Here is a 23,724-nt window from a genome sequence, read left to right as displayed (position 1 = left end):
TACGGAGTGAATGGAGGCGTTATCCATGCGGCTTGAACCAAGAGGCATGACTGCCCTAACCGCCAGCCTGATCGCCGTTATGCTCCTCGTTCCCGGCTGCAATCAACCGGTTCCCCTGTCTTCCGGGGGGCCGGTTGATTCTTCCGTTTCGGCGGCAGCGTCCGCCCCGGCGGTGGAAACTTCGGCTGCCGGAACGCAGCTGAATCAGGCAGACGCGGTAGCGGGGAGCCAGACCGCAGCCACCAGCACGGAGGAGGCCGACAAAGCCGCTCAGCCAGTGGCGGCGGATGCAGGGCAAGCGGGCGGCGGGCAAACCGCGGCGGGAAGTCCGAGCGCAGGCGCAGCGGGCAGTGCGGCGGCCGCCCCCGGGGCAGCGGGCAATGCACCCGCAAGCACGGCCCCGGCGGGCGATGCAGCCACGGGGAGCGCAACGGCCGACGCGGCCGCCAAAGGCGCTCCCGCGGCAGCCGGAACGAAGCCAGCGCAAGAGAAGCCGCCTGCGGCCGAACAAGCGGCGTCCAAGCAAGCTAAACCTGCGGTGACGAAAAATATCGTGAAGGAAGCCGGTAAAACGCCTGTTTTGACGTTCGAGGACTTATACGCCGAGATGACGGTGCGAGGCGTTAAGCTATCGGATAAAGTGAACCAACTGGCTGGCAGAAAAGTGGAAATGACGGGGTTCATGGCTCCGCCGTTAACCGCCAAAGTCAACTTCTTCGTGCTGACCAAAGTCGCGCTCACCGTCTGCCCGTTTTGTTCGACGGATGCAGACTGGCCGACGGATATCGTGGTCGTCTTTATGCCCAAGGGCAAGGACGTGACGCCGACGGAGCATCAGGTCAAAGTGACGGGCACGCTCAGCGTCGGCTCGCAAACGGACGAAGAGACCGGCTTCGTCAGCCTGATCCGCATTAACGCGGACAACGTGGAGGTGCTGAAGTAATGCTGCACGCCGAGAACTTGACCAAGTCGTACCCCCTTCCGGGCAAGCGGCAGGTGAACGTGCTGAACATCTCCCACTTTGCCATGAACGCGGGCGAACGGGTGGCCTTGGTCGGACCGAGCGGCTCGGGCAAAAGCACCCTGCTTCAGCTCATCGCTGGCATCCTGCGGCCTACAAGCGGCTCCATCCGCCTGCTAGACCGGCAGCTCGAACGGCTGAGCGAAGCGGAGCTGGACCGGTTCCGCGCGCAGCATATCGGCTACGTATTCCAGAATTTCAACCTGCTGCCGGGCTTTACCGCGCTGGAGAACGTGCTGGCGGCCATGCAGTTCGGTAAAACCATCCCGCCGAAGGCGCAAAAACAGCGCGCCGGCGACCTGCTGGCGCAGGTCGGCCTTGAGCACCGGCTTCACCACAAGCCGGGACAGCTCAGCGGCGGCGAGCAGCAGCGCGTCTCCATCGCGCGGGCGCTGGCGAACCGCCCGGCCCTTGTGCTGGCGGACGAGCCCACGGCCAGTCTGGACCACGCCAATGTGGAGCAGGTGTTTTCGCTGCTGGCCAAAGCTTGCGAGCAGAACGGGACGGCCCTGCTGCTGTGCACTCACGACCCGGAGCTGGCCGGCAGACTGGACCGCGTCGTGAGCCTCCGGGAGCTTTCCATTTACGATACCAGAGAGGTCGGGTAATTCATGTCTTTGCTGCACATGGCTTGGCGCAACCTCATGAACCGGCGGGTCCAAACGCTCATCACCGTCATCGTCGTAAGCATCGGCATCGCGATGACGCTCAGCATCATGATGCTCTCCGCAGGCATCAAGCAAGGCATTGTCAAAGCGAGCGAGCCGTTCGGCATGATCGTCGGCTCCAAGGGCAGCGCCAATCAGCTCGTGTTCAACACGATCTTTTTGATGGATAACCCTTTGGCGAATATTTCGTTAGACTATTACCGTACGCTTGAAAACGATCCCCGGGTCACGCAGGCGGTTCCGTTTGCGCTCGGCGACAATTATAACGGGTTCCGGCTCGTCGGCACGACCCCTTCCTTCTTCGCGCTGAAAGGGAAGCCTAGCGACCCGCCTTATTTCCGGCTCGCGGCCGGGCAACTGTTCGACAAGCCGTTCGAAGCGGTGCTTGGCGCCAAGGTCGCCAAAGAAACCGGGCTCAAGGTTGGGGACCGGCTCATTTCGGGTCACGGCGTGGCCAAATCTTTACAGCACGACGAAGGCCACAAGGACCATCCTTACACGGTCGTCGGCATCCTGCACAGCGTATCGGCCCCTTCGGATCAAGGGATTTACGTCAGCATGGACAGCTACTGGATCAGCCATGAGCATGCAGGAGAGCAGCAGCACGATGAAGACGAGCATGGCGTGACCGCCGCCTTGGTGAAGCCGCGAAGCTACGTAGATCTGATGAAGATGTATCAGGAGATCAATCAAGGCAAAGAGGCGCAGGCGGTGTTCCCCGGACAAGTCATCGCCAAAATCTTCGATATGATGGGCAGCGGCGAACAAATTTTGAAATATATCAGCTACGTCGTTCTGGGCATGGCCGGGCTGACCGTCGTTCTGGCCCTGTACGGCTCCACCGTAGAACGAAGGCGGACCGTCGCCATCCTGCGCGCCATCGGCGCAAGCCGCAGCGCCGTCGTCACGATCGTGCTGCTCGAATCCGTGCTGGTGGTCGTCTTCGGCTGCGTGCTCGGCACGGCGCTCGGCGGCGGACTCACCTGGCTGTTGTCGGACTATATCGGCTCGCAAATATCCGTGACCGTCGCGGTCGCGTACAGTTGGGACGTAGCTGCCGTTATCGGAGGCGTTGCGCTGCTGGGCATGTTCGCGGGCATTCTCCCCGCCGTCAGCGTTTACCGGACGGAAACGGCCCGTTATTTGCACACAGCATAATTAAAGCTTGTAAAAACGACCATCGCCCTCGCTTCAGCTCGGAAAAGACTGGAGGAGGGCGATTCGCCGTTTTAGCGCTGCAGCAGCGCCGTTATTTTTTTCTCAAAAGTGGCATAGTCGGCAGCACCGGTAATTTTATCCGCGATAATCCCGCTGCGGTCCACCAGGTAAGTTGTCGGGATCGGCACAATACGGTACGCCTGGGCCGTCTCCGCCCGTTCATCGAGCAGCACCGGAAACGGCAGGCCATGCTCTGAGACGAACGCCCGGACGGATTCGATCCGGTCCTTGGCCGTAATGTTAACCGCCACCAACTCAACTTGGTCCTGATACCGCTCATGCAGCCGGACCAGCGCCGGAGCCTCCACTTTGCACGGCTCGCACCACGAGGCCCAGAAATTGACGATCAATGGCTTGCCGCGAAATTGCTCTGATGTGTACGTTTGTCCATCCAACGCCGTGAGCGCGAATGCGGGCGCCTGGGCCCCAATCTTGGCCGCCGTCCCGGTACGAGCCGGGTACTTGGAATACAGCGCTAAGGATACCAGCGCGATCAGAAGCAAGAGCATCCCTTTTCTTTTCATCGTTTCACCGTCCGTTCTTGTCCAGCCTGTCCCCTTTATTGTATCGGAAGATTGTTTCCCGAATGTCAACGTCAATGTTTGTAAAAGAACGATCTCAAATGGTAAAATCAGGTGTGGTGCTGCAGCCCCGAGACGAAGCATACGGAGGCTTGGAACAAGATCAATTGAGCCGGGTTTGAGCTAAAAACATTATCAGGGGTGGAAAAGCAAATGAAAAAACTTTTACTTTTGGCATTGTGCCTCTTTTTGACCGGATCGACAGCCGCTTATGCCTACCAACCCCAGAACGATCCACCGGGCATAAGGAACAAGTCGAATGATGTTATGGATTATTTCTCTGTTGAAGCCTCGAAAGAGGGCAGCTTCTTCTTTACATCCGGGGACGGAAAAGAGGAGCTGAAACCTAGTGTAGACGGCACGATTTATCGGGTCGTGATCGGTTCCAACGCGAATGCCACATTTACAGCCGTGTTTCCGGATGGTTCCGAGCAAGCATTTGAAATGGACAAATCCCATCACGGATACTTGGTCATTCCGGTCGAGTCTGGCGTCAAGTCGCTCAAAATTAAAGTTGGAACGGACGGATCGCGAACGGTCAAGGCCAACTTGCACCAGTATCGCGTACATACGGAAAAAAATAATTTCATTTTCAATTATAAAAAATGGAAGAAAAGAACGAAATAAGAGGGAACCGTCACACAGTCCCCTCCTCATTTCCAAAGCAAGCAGCTGTTAACCGAAGCTTGCTTGCAATAGAAGCCCTCCATTTCCTTTCACGATCATTATAAGCACAGAAAGGACAGGCCGGGGCCGATGGCATCTATTTATTGCGTCCCCCTCCAGAAACGCAATAAACGGACATGGAGCGGATTTTCGGCACGGCGGCGCTGTCCAGTACGTTCAGACGAATCCGGTCCGTACGGACCGGAGCAAACCGGTCGATCTTCTTATGGCCGACCGCGCTGCCTCGGACCAGTTCAACCCACTGTCCGTCCAGCATCGCTTCCAGCGAATATTCCCGGATGCGCTCGCCATACCGGATATCTTCAATGAGGATGGTATGATCCAGCTCCACAGTCTCTTCCAGCACCAATTCCGCCGTGCCTTCGGCACCCTTCACCTCGGCGAGGGAGCTGCCAAAACGGCGGCGGATCTCCTCCCCGAACGCCAGTACGCGCTTCACGTCCGCCTCCGGCAGCAGCCCCCGCCGGTCCGGAGCCACATTCAGCAGCAGCGTCGCTCCATGCCCGACCGAGCGGTAATACACGTCCATGAGCTCCTCCAGGCTGAGCAGGCTGGCTTCGTCGTCCGGATGCCAAAACCAGTGATTCCTGCGTATCGGCACGTCGCATTCGGCCGGAAGCCAAGCCGGCGTCTCCGGCAGCCAGTTCACGGACGCCTCGGTAAACATGCTGGCCCGGGCCGTCTCGGCCGTGTTCCAGCACGGATACGGCGCAACGCCGTCCTCGTTCCCAACCCATCGGATCGTCGGGGCCCCCATGTTGAAGATCATCGCGTCCGGCTGATGCCGTTTGACAAGCGCGATGATGCGCGGCCAATCGTACTCCCGGCCCTCGGACCCCGCCCCGTCGAACCACACCTCGACGAGCGGCCCGTACTGCGTCAGCAGCTCGGTCAGCTGTTCGGCGTAAAAGTCGTCGTAAGCGGCGCGGTCCGGATAGCAAGCCGCATTCCGGTCCCAGGGCGACACATAAATGCCGAACCCGAGCCCCTCGCTTCGACAGGCATCCGCACATGCGCGTACAACATCGCCGTTTCCGTCAAGCCACGGGCTTGACTTTACCGAGTAATCCGTCGTCCGGGTCGGCCACAGGCAGAAGCCGTCGTGATGCTTTGCGGTCAATATAAAATAGCGGAATCCGGCCTGCTTCGCGATCCTTACCCACTGGACAGCGTCCAGCGCCGTCGGATAGAACCGCTCAGGCGAGTCCGAGCCGTCGCCCCATTCCTGATCGCAAAACGTATTGATGCCAAAATGGCAGAACATCCCGAGCTCCATATCCTGCCAGCGGAGCTGCTGTTCCGTCGGTATAGCTAACGGTGGTTCATGCTTCATCATGCCGTAATCTCCTTCCGTTCTTCGAAATTTTTTGGGAAACCTCGCAGCCAAGCCCGCGCTGCCACTCCGTTGGGAGTACAGGCGGGCTTGATGTTGTCATTCGTTCCTCTGCGGATTACTTCTGACCCTTGGCTTTAAAGCTGTCGTTCATTTCCTTGATATGGCTTTGATAGCCCGTATCGTCCTTCATCGTCTTGACGAATTTGTCCCAATCCTCGATCGTCGCTTTGCCGATAATGACGTTGATCATCATATCGTTGATCTTTTTGTTCCAGTCGGCTCCTTTTTCCTTGAACGGCGCCGATTTCGGCAGCCCGAATTCCGGATTCGGCGCGGATTGTCCCGCGATGGTATCGATCAGTTTTTTATTGTATTCGAGGACATCAGCCGGCATGCCTGGCACGCTGGCACGCTGGTATTTATTAAAATAACCGGTTAACCATTGGCCGGTGGTGTCGCCTGAATAGCCTTTCTTCTTGCCTTCTTCCGTTTGCGTGACCGCTCCGTCCGCACCGATCGTATAGTCCGTATCCTTGATGCCATACGTTCCCAGATTGTAGCCTTCCTCGGTCGCGGTATAATCGTATACTTCCAGAATGCGCTTCAGCTTCTCCTCACTTACTTTCTTGCTGACGAGGAATTGGCCGTAATAGCCGATGGCCTGCTCGTAATGCGCCTTGCCGTCTGCAGCCTTTGGAATCTCATAAGCCACCAAGTTGGCGTTCGGATTCGCTTTTTTCAAGTCTTGGTTGAATTTATAAGCATCATAAACGTTCGTGATCGCCGCTCCGGCTTTTCCTTGAACGAGCATGTCGCGCACCTGCTGGCTCTTCATAACCGGCAGATCCGGCACAATACCTCCGGATTGGAATGTTTTATTCCAGAACTGCATCGCTTCTCTCGCCTGCGGCGTCATCCAGTTCGGGGTGATGCTGCCGTCTGCTCCTTTCTGCCAGCCATATCCCCCGCCGAACATACTGACCAGAAACCCGGCCGGGCCCGGCGAACCGAATAGCGCCAATCCGTACGTGTCGGCTTTGCCGTTGCCGTCCGGGTCGTTCTTCGCGAAAGCTGTGAGCACGTTATTTAGCTCGTCCATCGTCTTCGGCGGCTGCATGCCGAGCTTGTCAAGCCAGTCTTTGCGCAGCAGGAGCGCCTCGGAGCCGTCCAGCGGACGCACCCGCGGCAGCGAGTACAACTTGCCTTTAATGGAGGCGTTATCAAAAACGCTTTGCGGATATTTGGATAAGTTCGAGTAATTTTTGATAAACGGCGTCAGTTCCCAGAACGCGCCTTTGTCGATCGCATTCAGGAAGCTCGGCGTCGTGTTGAAGTCCTCCACGAACATCACGTCGGTAATGTCGCTCGACGCCAGCAGCACGTTCAGCTTTTCCGTGATGTTGTTAGCCGGGATATAATTGATTTTCAGATTGACGTTAAATTTCTCGCCGATCTTCTTGAGCCCTTCCAGCTCCCCGGTCGGCGCCGCGCTGAAAGCGATCGTCGTGACGGTTATATCCATCGGCTTGCCGGATTTGCCCTCCCCTTGGGCTGCCGGAGCGTCACTGGACGTCTTCCCGCCGCAGGCGGCGAGTGAAGCGACCAGGGCGACCGATACGGCGCCTGCTGCGATTGTTTTCATCGTTTTCATTCTAGATGACCTCCCTTAAATATGTTTCCGTATGTGAGGCGAAATGTCCTTTATCGGCGAACGGCCGGACACAGTCAGACTTGAATGCCATCAGCCTTTGACCGAACCCACCATCATACCCTTGACGAAATACTTCTGCAAAAACGGATAAATCACAACGATCGGCAGCGAGGAAATGACGACAGCAGCCATCTTGATGACGTCGGGCGGCACGGTCTGCTCGCTTTGGATCATGGCCGCAACGCTCGGGTCGGCCACCTGCGTGGACGCCTGAATCAGCAGCAGCTGGAGCAGCACCTGCATTGGCCGCAGCGAGTCGTCGTTAATGTACAGCACCGCGCTGAAATACGTATTCCAGTACGCCACCGCAAAAAACAGTCCGAAGGCGGCCAGCGCAGGCAGCGACAGGGGCAGCATCACCCGGAAGAAAACACCAATGTCCGAGCAGCCGTCGATGTTGGCGGCCTCCTCCAATTCGGAAGGCATGTCTTGATAGAAGTTTTTCATCAAGAACACATACCAGGCCCCGGTCAGCACCGGCAAAATAAGCGCCCAGATCGTATTGGTAAGGCCCAGGCTGTCCACCAGCATATAGTTCGGGATCATCCCCGGCTGAAACAGCATCGTGAGCAAAATCGCCACGAGGAAAAACTGCTTTCCCTTCAGCCGTTTGCGCGACAGCACATACGAGAGCGAGCTGGTCACCACAAGACTGAGCAGGGTGCCGACAACGGCCAGCACTGCGCTGATTCCCATCGACCGGATGAACGTCCCCGTCGACAAGATGTACCGGTACGAGTCGAGACTCCATTTTTCCGGAAAAATAACGACCGACTTCGTCACGTACTCGTTCGCGTCGGTGAACGAGATGATCACCACGTACAGAAACGGCAGCAGCGTCAGCAGCGAGATGATGGTCAACAGCACGTAATTCGCCGCTTGAAAAAAACGGTAAGAGGCCGATGCTTTCATGTTAGTATAGCCCCTCCTCTCCGAAACGCTTCGCGAGACGGTTGGCCGTAACGACGAGGATGAGACCGACGACGGATTTAAAGACGCCTACGACGGTCGCATAGCCGAACCGGCCGTTCAGAATGCCTACGCGGTAGACGTAGGTGTCGAACACCTCGGCCACGCTGGATACCGGCGCGCTTGCCATCAGGTAAATTTGCTCGAAGCCGACCTCCAGCACTTGTCCGAGCCGCAGGATGAACAGCACGATGATCGTGCTGCGGATGCCCGGCAGCGTAATGTTCAGCATCTGCTTCCAACGGTTCGCCCCGTCGATCTGGGCCGCTTCGTACAGCTCTTGGTTAATCGCCGTAAGCGCCGCGAGGAAAATAATCGTCCCCCAGCCTGCTTCCTTCCAGATGCTCTGTGCGGTCAGCATGAGCCAGAAGCCGTCCGGGTTCGTCAAGAAAGCAATCGACTTGCCCCCGGATTCCGTAATCAGTTGGTTGACTACGCCGGTGCCTTGGCTGAGCAGCAGGAAGCAGATCCCCACAATGACGACCCAGGACAAAAAGTGAGGCAAGTAAATAACCGTTTGTACGAATTTCTTAAAGAACAGCAATCGCACTTCGTTCAGCAGCAGCGCCAGCACGATCGGCATCGGGAAGAACAATAAAATGTTCATGAAGCTGATCCCCATCGTGTTGCGGAACAAAATCCAGAAGTCGGGGTTCGAGAAAAATTCCTGGAAATATTTGAACCCTACCCACTCGCTCCCCCAGAAGCCGCTCCAAGGCGAGTAATCCTTGAAGGCCAGTGCCAATCCCCAAATCGGGAAATACTTGAAAACGAGAAAAAACAGCAATCCCGGCGCCGCGAGCAAGTATAAGCCTTTGTCTCTTCGCAAAGCGACCGCCCATTCCTTAATGAAGCCGTTTGTCTTCCGCCCAGCTCCGCTCTTCCGCAAGCCAGTTGGAGTGTTCGCACCGCGAACCGCTTCCGTTTCGGATGAACTCATGCTTCCACCTCCTGCGTATGTCAGATCAATCCGTCTTCGATCGAATATGTCTGCATCGTACAGCGAAGCGGAGGCGACGGCAAGGCGCAATTCTTGGGGCGGTTTCCGGGCAAAAAAGGAGCATCGTCCCTCTCGCCAAAAGTGAAAACGACGCGTCGGCGCACGATGGATCGCTGTCATACTCACTTCTTAACTTCGCCAGCATTACAAAAAATGAGCATGACCGCAGTCTGCGCTTTCCTCCCCATAAGGTTGATCCAGTCGGGCTTGATAAAATAGGAGGCCAATGAACCAGGCTGTAGAAGCGTTTTTGAACGATATATGGGGTCAACTCATTGCCATTTACGATAAAGAGTGTCAGAGAATTAACGCGTTTCAAGACCAAAGTCGGCTTCAAGCATGATTCCAAGACTATCTTAAAGTGACGTTGAGAAAAGGAAAATTCAACTGGGCACAAGGCAAAATTCATATCGACATGGATGAATCGTCCTTCCGGAGCGACAGCTCCTATAAGTTCGAAGCCGGCACTTACATAGTCGAATTGACGGATGAAATGTTACTTCATGACTTTTTTCCCGCCCTGCGTGACCGAATAGAGACCCTATTCCGCTCCGATCATTATGGTCCTCATTTTTTTGATTACCGGTTTGAACTCGTATTCGAGTTTGAGCGGGAGCGATCTAAGCTGCGCCACTCCCAATGCTTAGTGAATGAAGAGAAGCTCCAGGGTCTCCAACAAACGCTGCGCAGCTTTATTGACACCGAAATTATGGAAGATCTTCCCGTGCTTCCAAATGAAAAGGACGAGTTTTTCGGCTCTACGCCATAATCAGTGCTTGACAGACAATATGGCAAGTTGAGCGTTCAGTTATACAATCTTAATGCTTGATTTCACTGGTATCTGTATGCCTCGCATTTTTGTTGGAAGGGGTCAAGCACTGATTTCGGTTTTGAGCCAGTTTTTCTTCGCACATCATCTGGTAAATCCGGATCTGATGGAGCAGAGACAGGAAGTCATCGTTCCGCTGATCCGGCGTGCCTGATTCAAGGAAAAGCTAATGATATTATGCAAACCATTGAGATTGGCATCCTATCCGAAGAAGAAGCCGCTTACCGTGAAGCGCTGGACTTTATCTGCGGTCTCCTGCAGCAAGGTTTTCCAAAGGGATACGAGCTAAAGCTGGAGAGCAAAGAAAAGCGCTACTTGCCGTTAAAAAAGCTGGCCAAGTCAGGTCTGCATCAGTTTTTCGCCAATGCGCTGCGTTACCCGACATTATTCCCTCAGCTTGCGGCTTATGCGGAGCTGGCTATGGAGGAATTCGCCTGGTACCAGGATGTGGAGCCAAGCGAGAAATCGGTCATGCCCGGCACCTACGCCGTATTCGGTCTCGGCTTGAGCAGCGATGCCTATTTTCCGTTACTTCAGCGTTACATGGTGCTGGTCGATTCGGAGCATCAGTCCATGCAGGACGGCTATGCGGAAGCTTTTATCGAAGCTCATGGCCTGACACCCGAACGTATGCCTGTCTTCGTCGCTATTCTGCTTGGCGGCAGCGAATCGGCGAAGCCTCTCAAAAACCTGGCAATAAATACTCCCGAGCTGGGCGAAGCACTCATACAGGAGCTTGAGACAAAGGAAGATTATGATCGTGAAGTCGTGATATACCGCATATTCGGCAGTACCAAAAAGCTGGCTCAGGCGGCAAAAAAGGAGTCATCCCCTGTAAAGGAACAGCTTGAGCGGCTATTGGAGCTGACAGGGGAGGCGTAACCGGAAAGGTTTGCCTCATACCGCAACATAGTCTATAATCAGTACTGCTTTCATCTATGATTCTACTACATACATCTAGGAGGCAACATCGCATGAAATCTGGAACATGGAACAAATGGAAACGCGGTCTGGCCGGGGGATTGCTCGCGGTCACCTCAATGCTCGGAACGATCGTACCAGCTCTAGCGAACGAAGCACCGCAGGTTACGCCTCAGATCAGTAAATGGTCTGTAAGCGTACTGAACGAAGGCGAAAAATATGGCATTTTCCCGCTGTCTTGGTACTACGACGGAACCTTTCAAAAGCCGATTGCTCATGATAAATTTCAATCGTTAGTCCAGGCGACCGGAACGAAGCTGGATGCGCTGGGATTAAGCAAAAAGGGCGATTTCACGCTACCATCGGGAACTACAACGATAACAAGAGATACCGTTCTCCAATCTTTATACGGGTTGTTAAAGCAGTACGAGCTGCCGGCAGCCTTCGAGATGGATAAAGACGCTGCACCAGTTCCGTATTTGCAGAAAAAAGGCATCGTCCAAGGAACCGGCAGCGGTCTGGAGCTGGATCAACCGTGCACCGTCGAGCAGGCGGTCGTGATGGCCAGCCGGGTCATTGAATATGCCTATGAAACCGCCGATGGTGGGGCCAAGGGGCTTTTCTGGAAAGTGACGAAGGGGAACAATACGCTGTATTTGCTCGGATCGATTCACCTGGGGATTCCGGAGATGTATCCGCTGCGAAAGCAAATCAAGGATGCCTTCCAATCGTCCGACGCACTGTTGGTCGAAGTGGATCTCATGCCGGACGACACGGCGGGGTTGGAGTATTTCACCGGTCTGACGAACTATAACGACGGCACGACGCTGAAGGACCACGTATCCAAGGAAACGTACGAAAAGCTGGAGCGTGTAATCGACAAATTGGGGCTGTCCAAGCAAGCTTTCGATCAGTTGAAGCCTTGGGTGATCACCTCCAACCTGTCCCTTACTGCGCTCATGAAATCTCCTGAGGAGTTGGCGCAGGCGACCGCTTTGGGTGTCGATATGCACTTCCTCTCGAGTGCTAAGCTGGCCGGAAAACCGGTTCAGGAGCTGGAAGGGTTCAAGCTGCAAGGCGATGTTCTGAGCAGCGCGTCTCCGCAAGAGCAGGAGAAAGAATTGAACGCGGTGCTGGACCATCTGTTATCGCCTGACGCTAACGCTCCGGATGCCGCCACACAATTCAAGCAGTGGCAGCAGCTGTGGACCAAGGGGGATTTGGACGGCTTTAGCCAGTCTTTCTCCGCTTCGCAGCAGTTTACCCAAAGCGAGATGGCTCAAAGGCTGTTAGGGGAACGGGACAAGAACATGACGAAAAAACTGGCGGAATTGTTGGAGAAAGATGGAAAATCCACCTATTTTGTCGTCGTCGGTGCGGCGCACTATGCGATGAAAGATATGGTTATCGATCAATTGAAGCAAAAAGGCTACGACGTGCAGTTTATAAAATAAATGGATTGAAGGTTTTTCAATCAAAACAGGTCCGGCCTTATGCCGAACCCGTCTCACGGAACTGACCGGGCGTTTGCCCGGTTTGTTTTTTGAATACGCGGATGAAATTTTTCGGCTGGTAGCCGACGCTCTCCGCCACTTCGGCGACGGACAGGCCGGTCGTCTTCAGCAGCGTCTTGGCACGCTCGATGCGGTAGGCCGTCAAATATTCGATGAACGACACGCCCACAATGCGCTTGAACAGCTTGCTGAAATAAGGCGGGCTGAGTCCGCAGCGCTCGGCGACTTGATCCAGCGACAAATCGATATGATGATTCGCCTCGATGTAAGCGACGGCGGTCTCAAACGTCCGCTCGTATTCCTGATGATGCCTTTGCTGCACCTTCCGGGCAATCGGACGGATCAGCCGCTCCCGGAACCAGTCGTTCAGCTCTTGGATCGAATGCACATTCTTGATCTGCACGTACAGGTCGGTTTCGTAGCCGGTCCCGTCACTGCCTTCCTTAAGCGACAGGTTGAGCAGGAAGACGACCCGCAGCGCGGCCGTGAGAAGCTGGTAATAGGCCGTCCGAATGCGTTCCGTCTCCCGCAGCGTCTCCTGCGCATAGGCGGCGAACTGCTCAAGCTGCAGCTCCGCTTCCGCGGCATCGCCGTTGCGCAGCGCCTGCTCCAGCCCCGCTTCGAGCTCGAACGGGTACGGGTAGGACTTCGCTTCGCTGGCGTCTCCGTCCCCGCTGCGGATCACTTGACCGGTCCCGGCCCAGAACCGGGAGCGGATTGCCATCGCCGCCTGCGCGAACAGCCTTGGCAAGCCTCCCGGCTGCCCCGGCCCGTCCCCAAGCCCTGCCGTAACCGGCAGCTTCAAGTAGTCGGCCAGCACGGCGCGCAGTCCCGTGGCCAATTCCTGCACCTGCATGAACCATGCCGCAGGGTCCTCCGTATCTTCCCAGAGCCAGACGGCAATCTGATCGTTCAGCAGGTTCACGACCATGCCGCTTGCGCGCTGCTGCGCGAGTACGTCCTGCGCGATATTTTTCATCGTAAATACGATCAATTCCTTGTCACTTTCCCGGAACCGGCTGCTGCCGTCCAGCGACTGATCGTAAGCGAGCGCGAAGACGGCATGCATGTGTTGATAAGGCACGTCGTAGCGTTCGAACAGAACCGGGAGCTGCTCCGACGTATAATGCGCGTAATGTCCCTGCAGCCACTGCAGCGCGAACGCCTCGCGAATGGCCGGAAGCTGCCGGTTCAGCTGCGTCTGGAGACGCGTTGTCGCCTGGTTCAGCTCCGCCCACCGGTTTTGAACGTAGCCGATCTCGTCGGCCTGAAGCTCCTCGTCCCGGTTCCCGCGCACCTGCGAAACCAGATGCTCGATTGGCCGGTACAGCCGCTTCGTGCTCCAAGCCGTCGCCGCTGCGCCCAGCAGCAGAAACACCAGTACGATGGCAACGGTGATGACGGCGATGCCGCGGGATTTGGCGTTCAGCTCCTGCAAGGGCACCATATCGAGATACGTCCAGCCGTTGAACGAAGAATGAAGGGCGGTGACCAAATAATCCCGCCCTTCCCACGCGAAGGAGAAGGCGCGTCCGGGATGCTCTCCCACCTGCTCATACAATCCTTGAGGAGCAGGCTGCCCGGCCGACGAGACGACCTCCCGGCCCTCCTCGTTCAATACGAACGAGAGCTCGCCCGGATAAGCGGAAAATCGCGTCATATTTTCCTGAAGGAACGATGGATTCAGCTGCAGAAGCAGCAGCCCGATCGGCTCCGAGGCTTGGAACGGCACCTGGCACACGAGGGTCACGCCCGCCTCTCCCCCGGGGGCGTCCCCCATAAACCGGAACGTATCGTTGCTCCAGTACATCGCTTCACGGGAAGCAAGCAGGCCTTGCAGCTGCCGGCGGTCCTCCTCTCCGGCTACCTTATGACCGCCTTGATCCGGCGATACCAGATAATCGTCTTCGGCAATATACATGACAATGCGGCTAATCTCGGCGTTGCTATTTTGAAGCGAGGATAGATTTTTGAATAAATTGGAGTAAAAGCCGGCGTAGTTCGTCCATTTCTGCTCCGTCAGGTTGCCGTTGAAAAACGAACCGAGCAGCATCTGGAGCGCATTGCTGCGGACCCGCTGGAGCGCCGTATCGATGGAGTACGAAGCGTGCTTCAAGACGCGGGCATTGGCTTGGTCCACTTCCTTACGGATGGCGGACGACGAAAACCAATAGCTGGAGATCCCGACAAAAATGACGGGGAAGATCGAGGCAAAAAGCGATACGGCGAGCATGCGCCGCAGCATCGACTTGCGAAACAAAGCAAACGGGTTCCGTATGCGGAAATAGGTGCGTTTCATGGTGTGTGACTCCCCCTCGCTTTCTCCACTTTAGTCTACTGCGTCGTCCGGCCGTTTGGCAAGACCGCAGGCGCACCGGTCAAAGGACGGCGCGCCCGCGTAGATGCTTTCTATGGTTTGTCTGGCTAGCGCTACTTCCCCTGCGGGTCGGCTGCCGTGATCATGTGCAGCAGCACTTGAGCGACTTCGGCGCGTACCGCGTGGACCTGCGGAGCAAGCCGGTCTTCCGCCTGCCCCTGCAGGAAGCCGAGCTCAACCGCCTGCCGCACCGCATCCACCGCCCAAGCGGAGATTTGTCCGGCGTCACGGTAGGCCGCAAGCCGCTGCGCATCCGGCGCTGCCGCCTTGCCGCCCTGGAAAGCGTAAGCCCGCATCAGCATGACAGCCATTTGCTCCCGGGTGATCGGTTCGCCCGGGGCAAACGACGTGCCCGTCACCCCGTCGACTACCCCCGCTTTATGGACAGCCGCAATCGCGTCCGCATACCACGCCTTCGGATCCACGTCGCGGAAAGGCGTCTCCGACGGGCTTGCTTTCAGTCCAAGGACGCGAACAAGCATAGCGGCAAATTCCGCACGCGTCGTAGCTCCTTGGGGGTTGAATTCGCGTTCCGTCACGCCGCTGACGATATGCTTGGATGCCATCACCTTCAGCGTGCGGTGCGCCCAATGATCCTCTGGCACGTCCGCGAACGATTTGTCGTAATCCAGTACGGCGAACGTGCAGCAGGCCGTAACGGCCGCCGACATTGTACCCGCCGCTTTATCGATCTTCGCCCCGACAAAATCCCATGTCTTCGACGTTTCGTTATATGCGTAAATGCCCAGCCTGTCCGGGTCGGCGGTCCGGACGGCATCATAAGGCAGCTTCAGCACGACCGGCGCGGAGAACTTCTCCGGGCGGAAAACCGGTTTGTTTGGCGCGACGGCGCTGATTCCGAGCTCATACACCGTCCCCGCCAACCGCAGCTCGGACGACGGGTCCGGCTTGGCCGCATTCGGCGCGACCGCCTGTTCTGCCGCCGGGCGCAGGCGTACAACGATCCGCGCGTCCGCCGTATCCGAAGGCAGGCGGCCGCTCACTTGTTCCAGCACCGCGGCCGGAATCGTGAGCGCTGCCTTGCCGATTTCCACTTCCAGCGGATTATTCCGCAGCAAGGAGGCGGCTTGCGCAGGGAGTGCCAGTTCGGCTGCCGCTTCGTCCATGCGCAGCGTCACTTTACCATCCGCTACCCGCCGAAGCTCCTCTTCCTTGACGACGACCGTCCCGGACTTCTTCGACGGATCGTTCGATCCTGCCGCTGCAGAACCGGATGCTCCGGGCTGCGGAGCGGGACCCGGCGAAGCTCCGGATGTAGAGGAGCCCGAGTCCGAGCCGGAATCCGAATCGGAGCTCGAATCAGGCTTAGGCAAGGGGCTAGGACTTGGTCCAGGCTTCGGACCCGGGTCCGGGCCGGGACTCGGCTTCTCGGGCTCCATACCCGTCGTGGTCACCGTCACGCTCGGCCCCCCGGCGCTCCAATTGCCCGCGCCGTCCACCGCCTCGACGCGGAACGTATACGCCATGCTCGGGGCCAAGCCCCGGATCACGGTCGAATACACGCTGCCGGGCACAATAGCCGATTGACCGGCACCCCAGACGACGCGGTATCCGGCTACGCCGTTGTCATCAGCGGCTGGCGTCCAAGTGAGCGTGACTTCGCCGCGGTTCACTTCCGCCGCGGTTAGCGTACTGCCGGGCGGCCACGTAGGAGCGGCCGTATCCGGTCGCTCCGTACGCAAAGTCGTTACCGTGACGCTCGGACCGTCTGCGCTGACGCGTCCGCCCGCATCCGCCACCTGTACGGCGAACGTATAAGTCGTGCCCGGCGCCAATTGACGCACGTCATGCCCGTAGGTACTGCCGCTGACGCTGGCGATCGGGGCTCCATTCTGATAGATTCGGTACGTCGCATCGGTTACCGTGCTCGTCACCGCCCCGGACCAGGCGAGAGATACGCCGGTTTCCGAGACGCCAGCGGCCTGCAGCGCGCCGCTCTCCCAATGGGGTACGAGCGGATCGCGCAGCTTGATCGTGTGTGTCGCCCCTGCCGAACCGGCCACGTTGACCTGCACGACCAGCTTGGGCGACGTCTGAAGGATCTGCACCGTGCTATCCTGGCTTACCGGCGCCAGCGAGCCGCGGTTCAGCTCGACGGTCACCGACGATTGCTTCTGCGTCGGATCGGAGACGGAGAGCGTAATTACTCCATTCTGTTCCTTCGCCACCACGGATACCGGATTTCGCGCCGTCAGCCCATCGACCGTCCCCGCCTGCCAGAAATTCGCCGCCGTGATTCCGAGCGACGGCTTTCGCACCGCCTGCACCTGAGCATTGTTCGCGAGAATCGACACCGGCGGCTGCGCGCTGTAGCTTTGGATTGCCGCCGCATTCCGGTTCGGCAGCAGAACGTAAGCGTAATCCGCGTTCACCGGCTTGACGCCGTGAGCGAAAGCCAGACTTAAGTAATTGCGGGTGATCGGCGTCGCGCTGAACCCCGTATTGATGTCCTTCCATGCCCCGGTGCGCGCTTCCCGCTTCATGGCCACATTCGCGCCGTTCGGGAAATAATACCCGATATCCGTCCCCGGAACGTTCCCGGTCAGATGCGCCCATTGGACCGTCCGATTGAGATCCGTGGTCTCCTCCGGTACGACGGCGCCGTCGATTGTCAGAAGGTTGTCGTTCCCGTCCGTGAGCTTCCGGTTCTCGGCGATGGTCTCCACGGGATTGCTGCCCGTAGAGGTAATGCCGGCGCCGAGCGCGACGATTTCGTCATCGAGCAGGAACCAAGATTTTTTGCCCTGCAGGTCGCTGCCGGTGAGCTTCTTGAACGTAAAGTCCATGCCGACCGCGCTGTACAGGCCGTCCAGCGTAGAACCTCCCACCCACGTTTGGGTGTTGGGATAGCTCGCCCAATCGGTCGCCGTCAGCGTTTTGCCGGAGCCGTCCGTCGTCGTGCCCGGCAGCCGGAACGAATCCACCGTCGGCCAAAAATCGTTGCGGTACTGCGTCTGATCCTCATTGTACAAATACGTCATGCCGACGCCCGTATACCAGCCCTTCAGGTTTTCGCCGTTGCCCTTCTCGAACGAGGAAATCCGGTCGGAGAAGAGGCTGACGCCGAACAGGTAGCCGGGACGGAAATGAAACACTTTGTCCATGCCCGCCATGATCTGGCTCTTCACCAGCTCGCCCCGCGGCTGCACGCCGGGATCGTTCAACAATCCTTTTAACAGCTTGATTTCATAAATCGACGAGGACGCCTGATAATAATTCGTCGTGATTCGATCCTTTGTAATCCATTCCTTGACCATGCTGCGGTAAGCTGCCGCTTTATCCGCCGGTGCGCCGTCGGACATGCGCAGGATGGTCATCATCAGTCCCCGTGCGGAGCCAGCGGTTTGCCGGGAAATGCCCCGCCCGTTCGTCATATCGAGCGCAAGCCCGTTATGGATGATCGGTTCGAAGCTTTGCGTCACCCAATCGTATACGTTGTTCGTCCGCGAGTCCGTAATCGGCCAAGGCGAGCCGTTCAGCATGTAGCCCATATCCGCAGCGCCCTTCAGCCACACCCCGCCGTACCCTGCGGTATAAGCAATGTTCGTGTGCTGCACCAGCGAGCCGTCGCGGTACACCCCGTCGCCGTTCGTCGTATAGACGAACTCGCTGCCGATCGCATCGCGGCCCTGTACGATTTTCGCGCCGTTCTTGTCGAGCACGCCGCGAAGCGTGACGACCAGCGCTTTGTCCAGCAGGTTCGCGCCGTTCTGCTTCTTCCCTTTCACCCCGAGAACGGAGGAATAGAGCGGGTCCGGGCAAAACTTGTCGATCGCTCTTATGTACTGCTCCACCTGTGCCGGGCTCAGATCGTCATACAGCAGCACGAGAATATCGTTTACGGTTTGAGCCGCCCCGATCTCCCAATCCCACCAGTTGTCATACGGCGTTTTGTTCTCGTTGTACCGGTTCGCGTACATCCAGTCGAGTGCCTCGACAAGGTCCTTCTTCAGCACCGGATTGTTGTACAAGGCCGAGTAAGGCGTCTTATAAGCGACCGCCATCGTTCTTAAGCGGGAGAAGTTCGATGTCATCTGCGCAGAGACGGTCGTGCTGGCCAGATCGCTCCACAGATACGTGCGGCCCGCCGCCGTGTTCAGCTTGTTCCAAAATCCGGTTTGCTCCGCATTGCTGACGGAGGAAGCCAGATTGTCCAGAAAATAAGCGTAGTCGGCATCCGAGGGGTCATAACCGGTACCACCCGTCAGCTTGTCCAGCCACTTCAGCCGGATCGTATCGTAGGCCTGCATCATTTGGGCGCTTTCCACGCTAACGATCGATTGAGCCGAGAAACGGCCGTCATCGGTCCGGGCGGTAATGGTAGCGGTACCCGCCTGGTTGCCCGTAACCAAGCCCGAAGACGATACGGAAGCGACCGAAGCATCAGACGACGACCAGAGCACCGTCACGTCGGATGCCGCGCTGCTCGGCGTAATGACCGGAGTCAGCTGCGCGGTTTTCCCCACTTCGACGGATACGCCGGTTGGCTCCAAGGCAAGATCCGTCGCCCCGGTCCACTCCGTGAGCGTCACATCGTCCACCCAAGCGGCGCCGGAAGCAAAATCGAAGATCGGCTCCACCACGACTTTATTCACGTTCGACGGAATCGACAGATACAGATCGTACGGCCGCCAATCGTTGGTTCCTTTTAATTTCGGCGTAAGCGGACCGTCGCCGATTTTCGTACTGGAGTTAAGATACTGCGTCCGGACATACATGCCGCCGCTTCCGGCGTTCACATTGTCCGTCTTCATCCACAAAGACAGCTTGTAGCTTTTATTCGGTGTGACGAGCGGCGATTGTGTGACGGAAGCCCGATCCGACGTCGTGCTTCCGGACAGCTTCAGAGCCTTCGTACCGCCATGCGTTTGTACCGAGTCCACAGCGAAGGCGCCGCCGCCAACCTTGAATCCGCCTGTCCAGTTGGACGGCGCTTTCCCTCCCGTCCACTTTCCGGAGCTGTCAGTGACAACGGTTTCAAAATCGCCGTTCAACACCAAACTTCCCGAAGCGGCCATCCCGATCCCTCCTCCTGTCGGGACTAACCAGCCGGGCATCACTAATGCCAGGATCGTCAAAATTTTCACCATGTTCATTTTCATTCCGGTCCCTCCCAGCGGCTTTCGGCCAAACGTCCCCCAGTTCAAGCAGAACGCGCGGGACTCCGGCCGCTTTTGCATCTCTATACTTACAAAAACACCAACCGCTTGGCAAGGCTCAATTCTTGAATATCGGCCCGGGCAAAAAATGTTCCCGCTTTTTTCCCGCCGCAGGCAGCCATTTTCACACGAAAAAACCCGTCTTATGAAGCCCATAAGGACGGGTTAGATATCATTGTCGTTTTCCTTGGCGCCATCAATCCTATGAGGTAGCTTCCGCAAAAAAATAAATCCAAGACCTGTATGGAAGCTTCGCTCTCCCAAGATCTTGGATTAATGCATAACCACCCCAAGGCTCAAAGGGGAACGGGGCTCCTCCATCCATTTGCTTAACCGTTCCCTGCTGCACCAAACGCCTTTTTTTACACGCTCCGGGGACATCTCTAGAATTTCCCCTATCTCTTCATAGGATAGCTGACATTCGTACTTCAGCGATACGATCAGCTTCGCCTCATCCGGCAGCGCATCAACGGCTTCGAGGATGGTACGGGGTCCGAGTTTGACCTTATTCAGCCTGCGTTTGCCCGAAGCTTTAGCCATTTTGTACCGGTGAATAAGCACCCGGTAGGCAACTGTCCTCATAGAACCGGTCATTGACGCAAACCCTTCCTCCGCATGTCTGCGAAACACCTCGACGAACGTACGCTCTACCTCCTGCACCGCAAGCTCGCGGTCTTGGAGCAGCCGGTGCGCAAGCCGGTAGATCGGATCATGCAGCGATTCGATAAAGCTGTGGAATTGTTGAAGCTGTTCTTGGCCGTCTGCAGAAGCCTGCTGATATTGCTGTGGATTCATGCTTTTTGCCTCCGTTCTCATCGTCTATTTCATTATAAGTACCTGATGTGTACTTCAAGTGTCTTTTTGGGAAAAGTAGAAAAGCTTCTGCACTTTTTTTATTAGACACAAAAAAGCAGCCTAACCCCCGATTCTTGAGGTTTAGGCTGCCCTGCAGCAGTTATCTTATTTGTGCTTAATGCCCAGCGTGACAATCTCGTAAGGACCGACCGGCAAAGTCAAGCTCGGGCCCTCCGAAACGAGCGGCCCCGCTTCCTCCAAGACGTTGCTTTTGTAGACCGATTCCGCGCCGCGGGCCGAATGCAGCCCCAGCTCCGTTCCGGCCGCTTCCATGTTGAACCATCTCAGCATGAGATCGCCGGAAGCCTCGCTCACTTTCATGGACGAGAACGCAAGTGCGTCGCCCTCCCAGCGGTACGGAGCATAGCCCGAAGCGATCGAGCCGCCGTGCACGCCGGTTTGGCTAACCGTCCACGGAACCTGGAACAGGTACGCCTCGGCAAAAGCGCCCGAAGCCGAACCGTCGCCGCTATGCGGAATAATCTCCAGCCGAACCGTCTGCTCGCCGAGACATTGCGCCTCCGGCGTCGGGAACAAGCCCCAGTCGCCCAGCTCGCTGACGGACCTAAGCAGCGTGACGGCAATCGTATTCCGTCCGTCCCGCAGCACTTCGTACTCCTGAAGCCCGAGGTTGGCGACCGTGAGGCCCGCCCCTGCTCCGCTTACGTCGACGAACGCTTGCTGATGCTGCGCATTGCTCGGATTTTCCCACTCGGCCGCCGGCTCGTTGTCCCGCGTCGCAATCTCGAAGATCGAATCGGCGCGGTGTACCGCCGTCTCCACGTCGGTCGGGAAGAGCGCGCGCAGCCGGTGATCCTTCGCCTGATTGTTGAAGGACGCCTGCAGCTCGACGCCGCGGCCGCTGCGGCTCAGACTGACCTGCGTGCGGATCGTGAGCGGCACCATGTCCTTGACACGCTGCCCTTTGCGGTGCGGGAAATAGACCAGCTCTCGCTTCTCCTGCTCGAACACGGCATCGCCCGAGGCCGGAACCGACCATTCGTGCACGATTTCCACCGTCGCACGGTATGGCGTATCCTCGACGACGCGGATGTCCGCCTGCAGCCCTTTCGTCGTCAGCGTCGTCTCGCCGTTCGGCTGCTTATACATGTACTCGTTGCCGATATCGCCGGTATTCTCGTACACGCCCAAATCGCGGAACGTGCGGCCCGTTTGCTTGTCCGTCACGGTGAGGGAACCGTCCTCCGCGATCTCGACGCGAAGCAGGCCGTTCTCCATCACACGTTCGCCGTTCAGCAGCGAAGCGGCGTCGGCAGCCGGGGACGAAGCTGGTTGAGCCAACTTGAGCCACGCGTACGAGGCAACGCCAAGCGCAGGCACGTTCTGCGCCTCGAAGGTGAGGCTCACCCTGCGGCACATATACGGCTGACGGAACTTGTCGTCCGGCAGGTCATAGCCGAACTGCAGGCCCAGATCCTGCATCGTGAACGGCACGGCGCGGCCTTCCGCATCGACTAGCGTGCGCCCGGAGACGTCGAACGCCTGCATGCGGCTGCTCATCTCGTCCAGCGGGAAGCCGTCGCGGAAGTATAAGCGCTCGGCGTCCAGCTCCACAGTGACGACTCCGGTCCGATCCCATCCCGTCATATTGAAGACGACGAGCGGGCGCGCCTCCGCGCCCATGCGGGCGAAGACGGACGTATCGACCGCTTCCGCAATGACGCGCTTGCTGTCGTCAACGATCGTCTCGGTCACATGGCGGCTTTTGTCGAAGCGGGCCAACATCTCGCGGTGCACCTCGTCCACGCTGCAGCCGCAGATACTGTCGTGCGGGTGGTTTTGCATCAGCGTTTTCCAAGCGTACGTGAACAAGTGGTGCGGATACTCCTTGCCCAGCAAGTGCGCGAAGGACGCCAGCGGCTCGGCCACTTTCTCCAGCAGCGCTTGCCCCTGCTGGTTCATCTGCTTCAAGTAAATGCGGGCGGACGCGGTATTGACCAGCGTCGACCATCCGTCCGTGCGCTGGCTGCGCAGTTCGCCCTTCACCACGGACAGCTCCCGATCCACAGACCGGTTCACGGCTTGCAAGTAATCCGTCACGTTCGAGTGGACGAAGTCGGTGTCCGGGAACAGCTTCTGCGCCGTGCGGATCGCCTCGGACAAGTCCTGCTGGATCGGTTGGTGGTCGCAGCCGTTCATGAACAGCAGCTCGCCGGTGGAAGCGTATTTCTCGGCATCCGCCAGCTTACGCTCCCAATACTCCTTCGCTTCCTTCTCGTCCGTCGGAACTTCCATCCCGTTGCAATACCAGTTCGCAAACAAAATGCCAACCACCCGCGAGCCGTCCGGGCCTTCCCAGAGCAGCTCGGAGAACGACGATTCATAGTCCGAATCGGACACGGTATTGTTGAAGCCCGTCGGCTTGACGCCGCGGCCGAACATTGCGTTGTCGATGCCGGCCTGGCGCAAAATTTGCGGCGCCTGCCCCATGTTGCCGAACGTGTCGGGGAAATAGCCGACCTTGGTGATCGTCCCGTACCGCGCTGCGTCCTGATGCCCGATCAGCAGGTTGCGCAGGTTCGCTTCGCTGCTCGTCAGGAAAGCGTCCTGCAAAATATACCAAGGTCCGATATGAATGCGGCCTTCCCGGATGAACGCTTCAAGCTGCTCCTTCTTTTCCGGGCGAACCTGGAGATAGTCTTCCAAAATAATCGTCTGGCCGTCCAGATAAAAGCTCTTGAATTCCGGATCGCGCTCAAGCGTATGAAGCAGCGTGTCCATCAGCTGGATCAGCAGCATATGATGCTTTTCGTAGGGCAAATACCATTCCCGGTCCCAGTGCGTATGGGAAATGATATGCGCGGTTCTTTTTTTGCTCATGGCTTGTGACGCCTCC

At 57.5% G+C, this 23,724-nt stretch carries 15 protein-coding genes and 2 pseudogenes; 8 read left to right on the top strand and 9 right to left on the bottom strand.

Annotated elements, in window-relative coordinates; all coding sequences use genetic code 11:
• Positions 1–25 precede the first annotated feature (25 nt).
• Genes BLO51_RS29735 through BLO51_RS09640 form a run of 3 tightly spaced genes read left to right on the top strand, consistent with a single transcriptional unit; the run spans position 26 to position 2,847 of the window.
• Entirely contained in the window at positions 26–943 is a 918-nt protein-coding gene (locus BLO51_RS29735) for a hypothetical protein (protein WP_217266712.1), read from the top strand.
• Positions 943–1,629 carry an ABC transporter ATP-binding protein gene (locus BLO51_RS09645; protein WP_090670344.1) on the top strand — a complete coding sequence of 229 codons (687 nt, stop codon included), beginning with the start codon at positions 943–945 and terminating at the stop codon, positions 1,627–1,629. Before BLO51_RS29735 ends, BLO51_RS09645 begins: the two co-directional genes overlap by 1 nt.
• A 3-nt stretch (positions 1,630–1,632) precedes the next feature.
• Positions 1,633–2,847 (top strand): ABC transporter permease, encoded by a 1,215-nt coding sequence (locus tag BLO51_RS09640; protein WP_090670341.1) that lies wholly within the window; start codon positions 1,633–1,635, stop codon positions 2,845–2,847.
• 71 nt (positions 2,848–2,918) lie between these two features.
• On the opposite strand, the gene BLO51_RS09635 is transcribed toward BLO51_RS09640, so the two are convergent.
• Positions 2,919–3,431, bottom strand: coding sequence for a TlpA family protein disulfide reductase (locus tag BLO51_RS09635; RefSeq protein ID WP_090670339.1), 513 nt, complete (start codon positions 3,429–3,431; stop codon positions 2,919–2,921).
• A 210-nt stretch (positions 3,432–3,641) separates the two neighbouring features.
• Between BLO51_RS09635 and BLO51_RS09630 the strand changes: the two genes are divergently transcribed.
• Positions 3,642–4,115: a hypothetical protein gene (locus BLO51_RS09630; protein ID WP_143006854.1), complete on the top strand. Its 474-nt coding sequence runs from the start codon at positions 3,642–3,644 to the stop codon at positions 4,113–4,115.
• Between the two features lie 136 nt (positions 4,116–4,251).
• Here the strand turns inward: BLO51_RS09630 and BLO51_RS09625 are convergent, their stop codons facing one another.
• The 4 genes from BLO51_RS09625 to BLO51_RS09610 all read right to left on the bottom strand — a co-directional run bounded on the left by BLO51_RS09625 (position 4,252) and on the right by BLO51_RS09610 (position 9,131).
• Entirely contained in the window at positions 4,252–5,508 is a 1,257-nt protein-coding gene (locus tag BLO51_RS09625) for an alpha-L-fucosidase (RefSeq protein WP_090670559.1), read from the bottom strand.
• Positions 5,509–5,626: 118 nt separating this feature from the next.
• Complete coding sequence (locus BLO51_RS09620) at positions 5,627–7,162, bottom strand: type 2 periplasmic-binding domain-containing protein (protein ID WP_090670334.1); 1,536 nt, start codon at positions 7,160–7,162, stop codon at positions 5,627–5,629.
• A 90-nt stretch (positions 7,163–7,252) separates the two neighbouring features.
• Positions 7,253–8,134: a carbohydrate ABC transporter permease gene (locus BLO51_RS09615; protein WP_090670332.1), complete on the bottom strand. Its 882-nt coding sequence runs from the start codon at positions 8,132–8,134 to the stop codon at positions 7,253–7,255.
• A 1-nt stretch (position 8,135) separates the two neighbouring features.
• A complete protein-coding gene (locus BLO51_RS09610) occupies positions 8,136–9,131 on the bottom strand; it encodes an ABC transporter permease (RefSeq protein WP_090670330.1) in 996 nt (331 codons plus the stop codon).
• A 286-nt stretch (positions 9,132–9,417) separates the two neighbouring features.
• Between BLO51_RS09610 and BLO51_RS09605 the strand changes: the two are divergent.
• The 4 genes and pseudogenes from BLO51_RS09605 (at position 9,418) to BLO51_RS09595 (ending at position 12,395) form a co-directional block, all read left to right on the top strand.
• Positions 9,418–9,960 (top strand): annotated as a pseudogene (locus BLO51_RS09605) (DUF6138 family protein).
• A gap of 52 nt (positions 9,961–10,012) precedes the next feature.
• Positions 10,013–10,174 (top strand): DUF6138 family protein, encoded by a 162-nt coding sequence (locus BLO51_RS31170; protein ID WP_425415804.1) that lies wholly within the window; start codon positions 10,013–10,015, stop codon positions 10,172–10,174.
• A 2-nt stretch (positions 10,175–10,176) separates the two neighbouring features.
• Positions 10,177–10,902 (top strand): annotated as a pseudogene (locus tag BLO51_RS09600) (DUF6138 family protein); the annotation flags it as partial.
• 92 nt (positions 10,903–10,994) lie between these two features.
• Positions 10,995–12,395 carry a TraB/GumN family protein gene (locus tag BLO51_RS09595; protein ID WP_090670326.1) on the top strand — a complete coding sequence of 467 codons (1,401 nt, stop codon included), beginning with the start codon at positions 10,995–10,997 and terminating at the stop codon, positions 12,393–12,395.
• A gap of 37 nt (positions 12,396–12,432) precedes the next feature.
• Here the strand turns inward: BLO51_RS09595 and BLO51_RS09590 are convergent, their stop codons facing one another.
• The 4 genes from BLO51_RS09590 to BLO51_RS09575 all read right to left on the bottom strand — a co-directional run bounded on the left by BLO51_RS09590 (position 12,433) and on the right by BLO51_RS09575 (position 23,708).
• Positions 12,433–14,754: an AraC family transcriptional regulator gene (locus BLO51_RS09590; protein WP_090670324.1), complete on the bottom strand. Its 2,322-nt coding sequence runs from the start codon at positions 14,752–14,754 to the stop codon at positions 12,433–12,435.
• Positions 14,755–14,885: 131 nt separating this feature from the next.
• The gene (locus BLO51_RS09585) at positions 14,886–19,955 is read right to left on the bottom strand and encodes a polysaccharide lyase family 8 super-sandwich domain-containing protein (protein ID WP_167670152.1); all 5,070 of its coding nucleotides are present in this window, start codon (positions 19,953–19,955) and stop codon (positions 14,886–14,888) included.
• 330 nt (positions 19,956–20,285) lie between these two features.
• On the bottom strand, positions 20,286–20,807 hold the full coding sequence (locus BLO51_RS09580) for an RNA polymerase sigma factor (protein WP_167670151.1): 522 nt from the start codon (positions 20,805–20,807) through the stop codon (positions 20,286–20,288).
• Positions 20,808–20,972: 165 nt separating this feature from the next.
• Positions 20,973–23,708 carry an alpha-mannosidase gene (locus BLO51_RS09575; RefSeq protein ID WP_090670317.1) on the bottom strand — a complete coding sequence of 912 codons (2,736 nt, stop codon included), beginning with the start codon at positions 23,706–23,708 and terminating at the stop codon, positions 20,973–20,975.
• Between the last annotated feature and the right edge of the window lie 16 nt (positions 23,709–23,724).

The sequence above is a fragment of the Paenibacillus tianmuensis genome (assembly GCF_900100345.1).
Taxonomy (GTDB): Bacteria; Bacillota; Bacilli; order Paenibacillales; family NBRC-103111; genus Paenibacillus_G; species Paenibacillus_G tianmuensis.
Note: the sequence above shows the minus strand (reverse complement) of the source record. Positions and strands in the feature narration are given on the sequence as shown.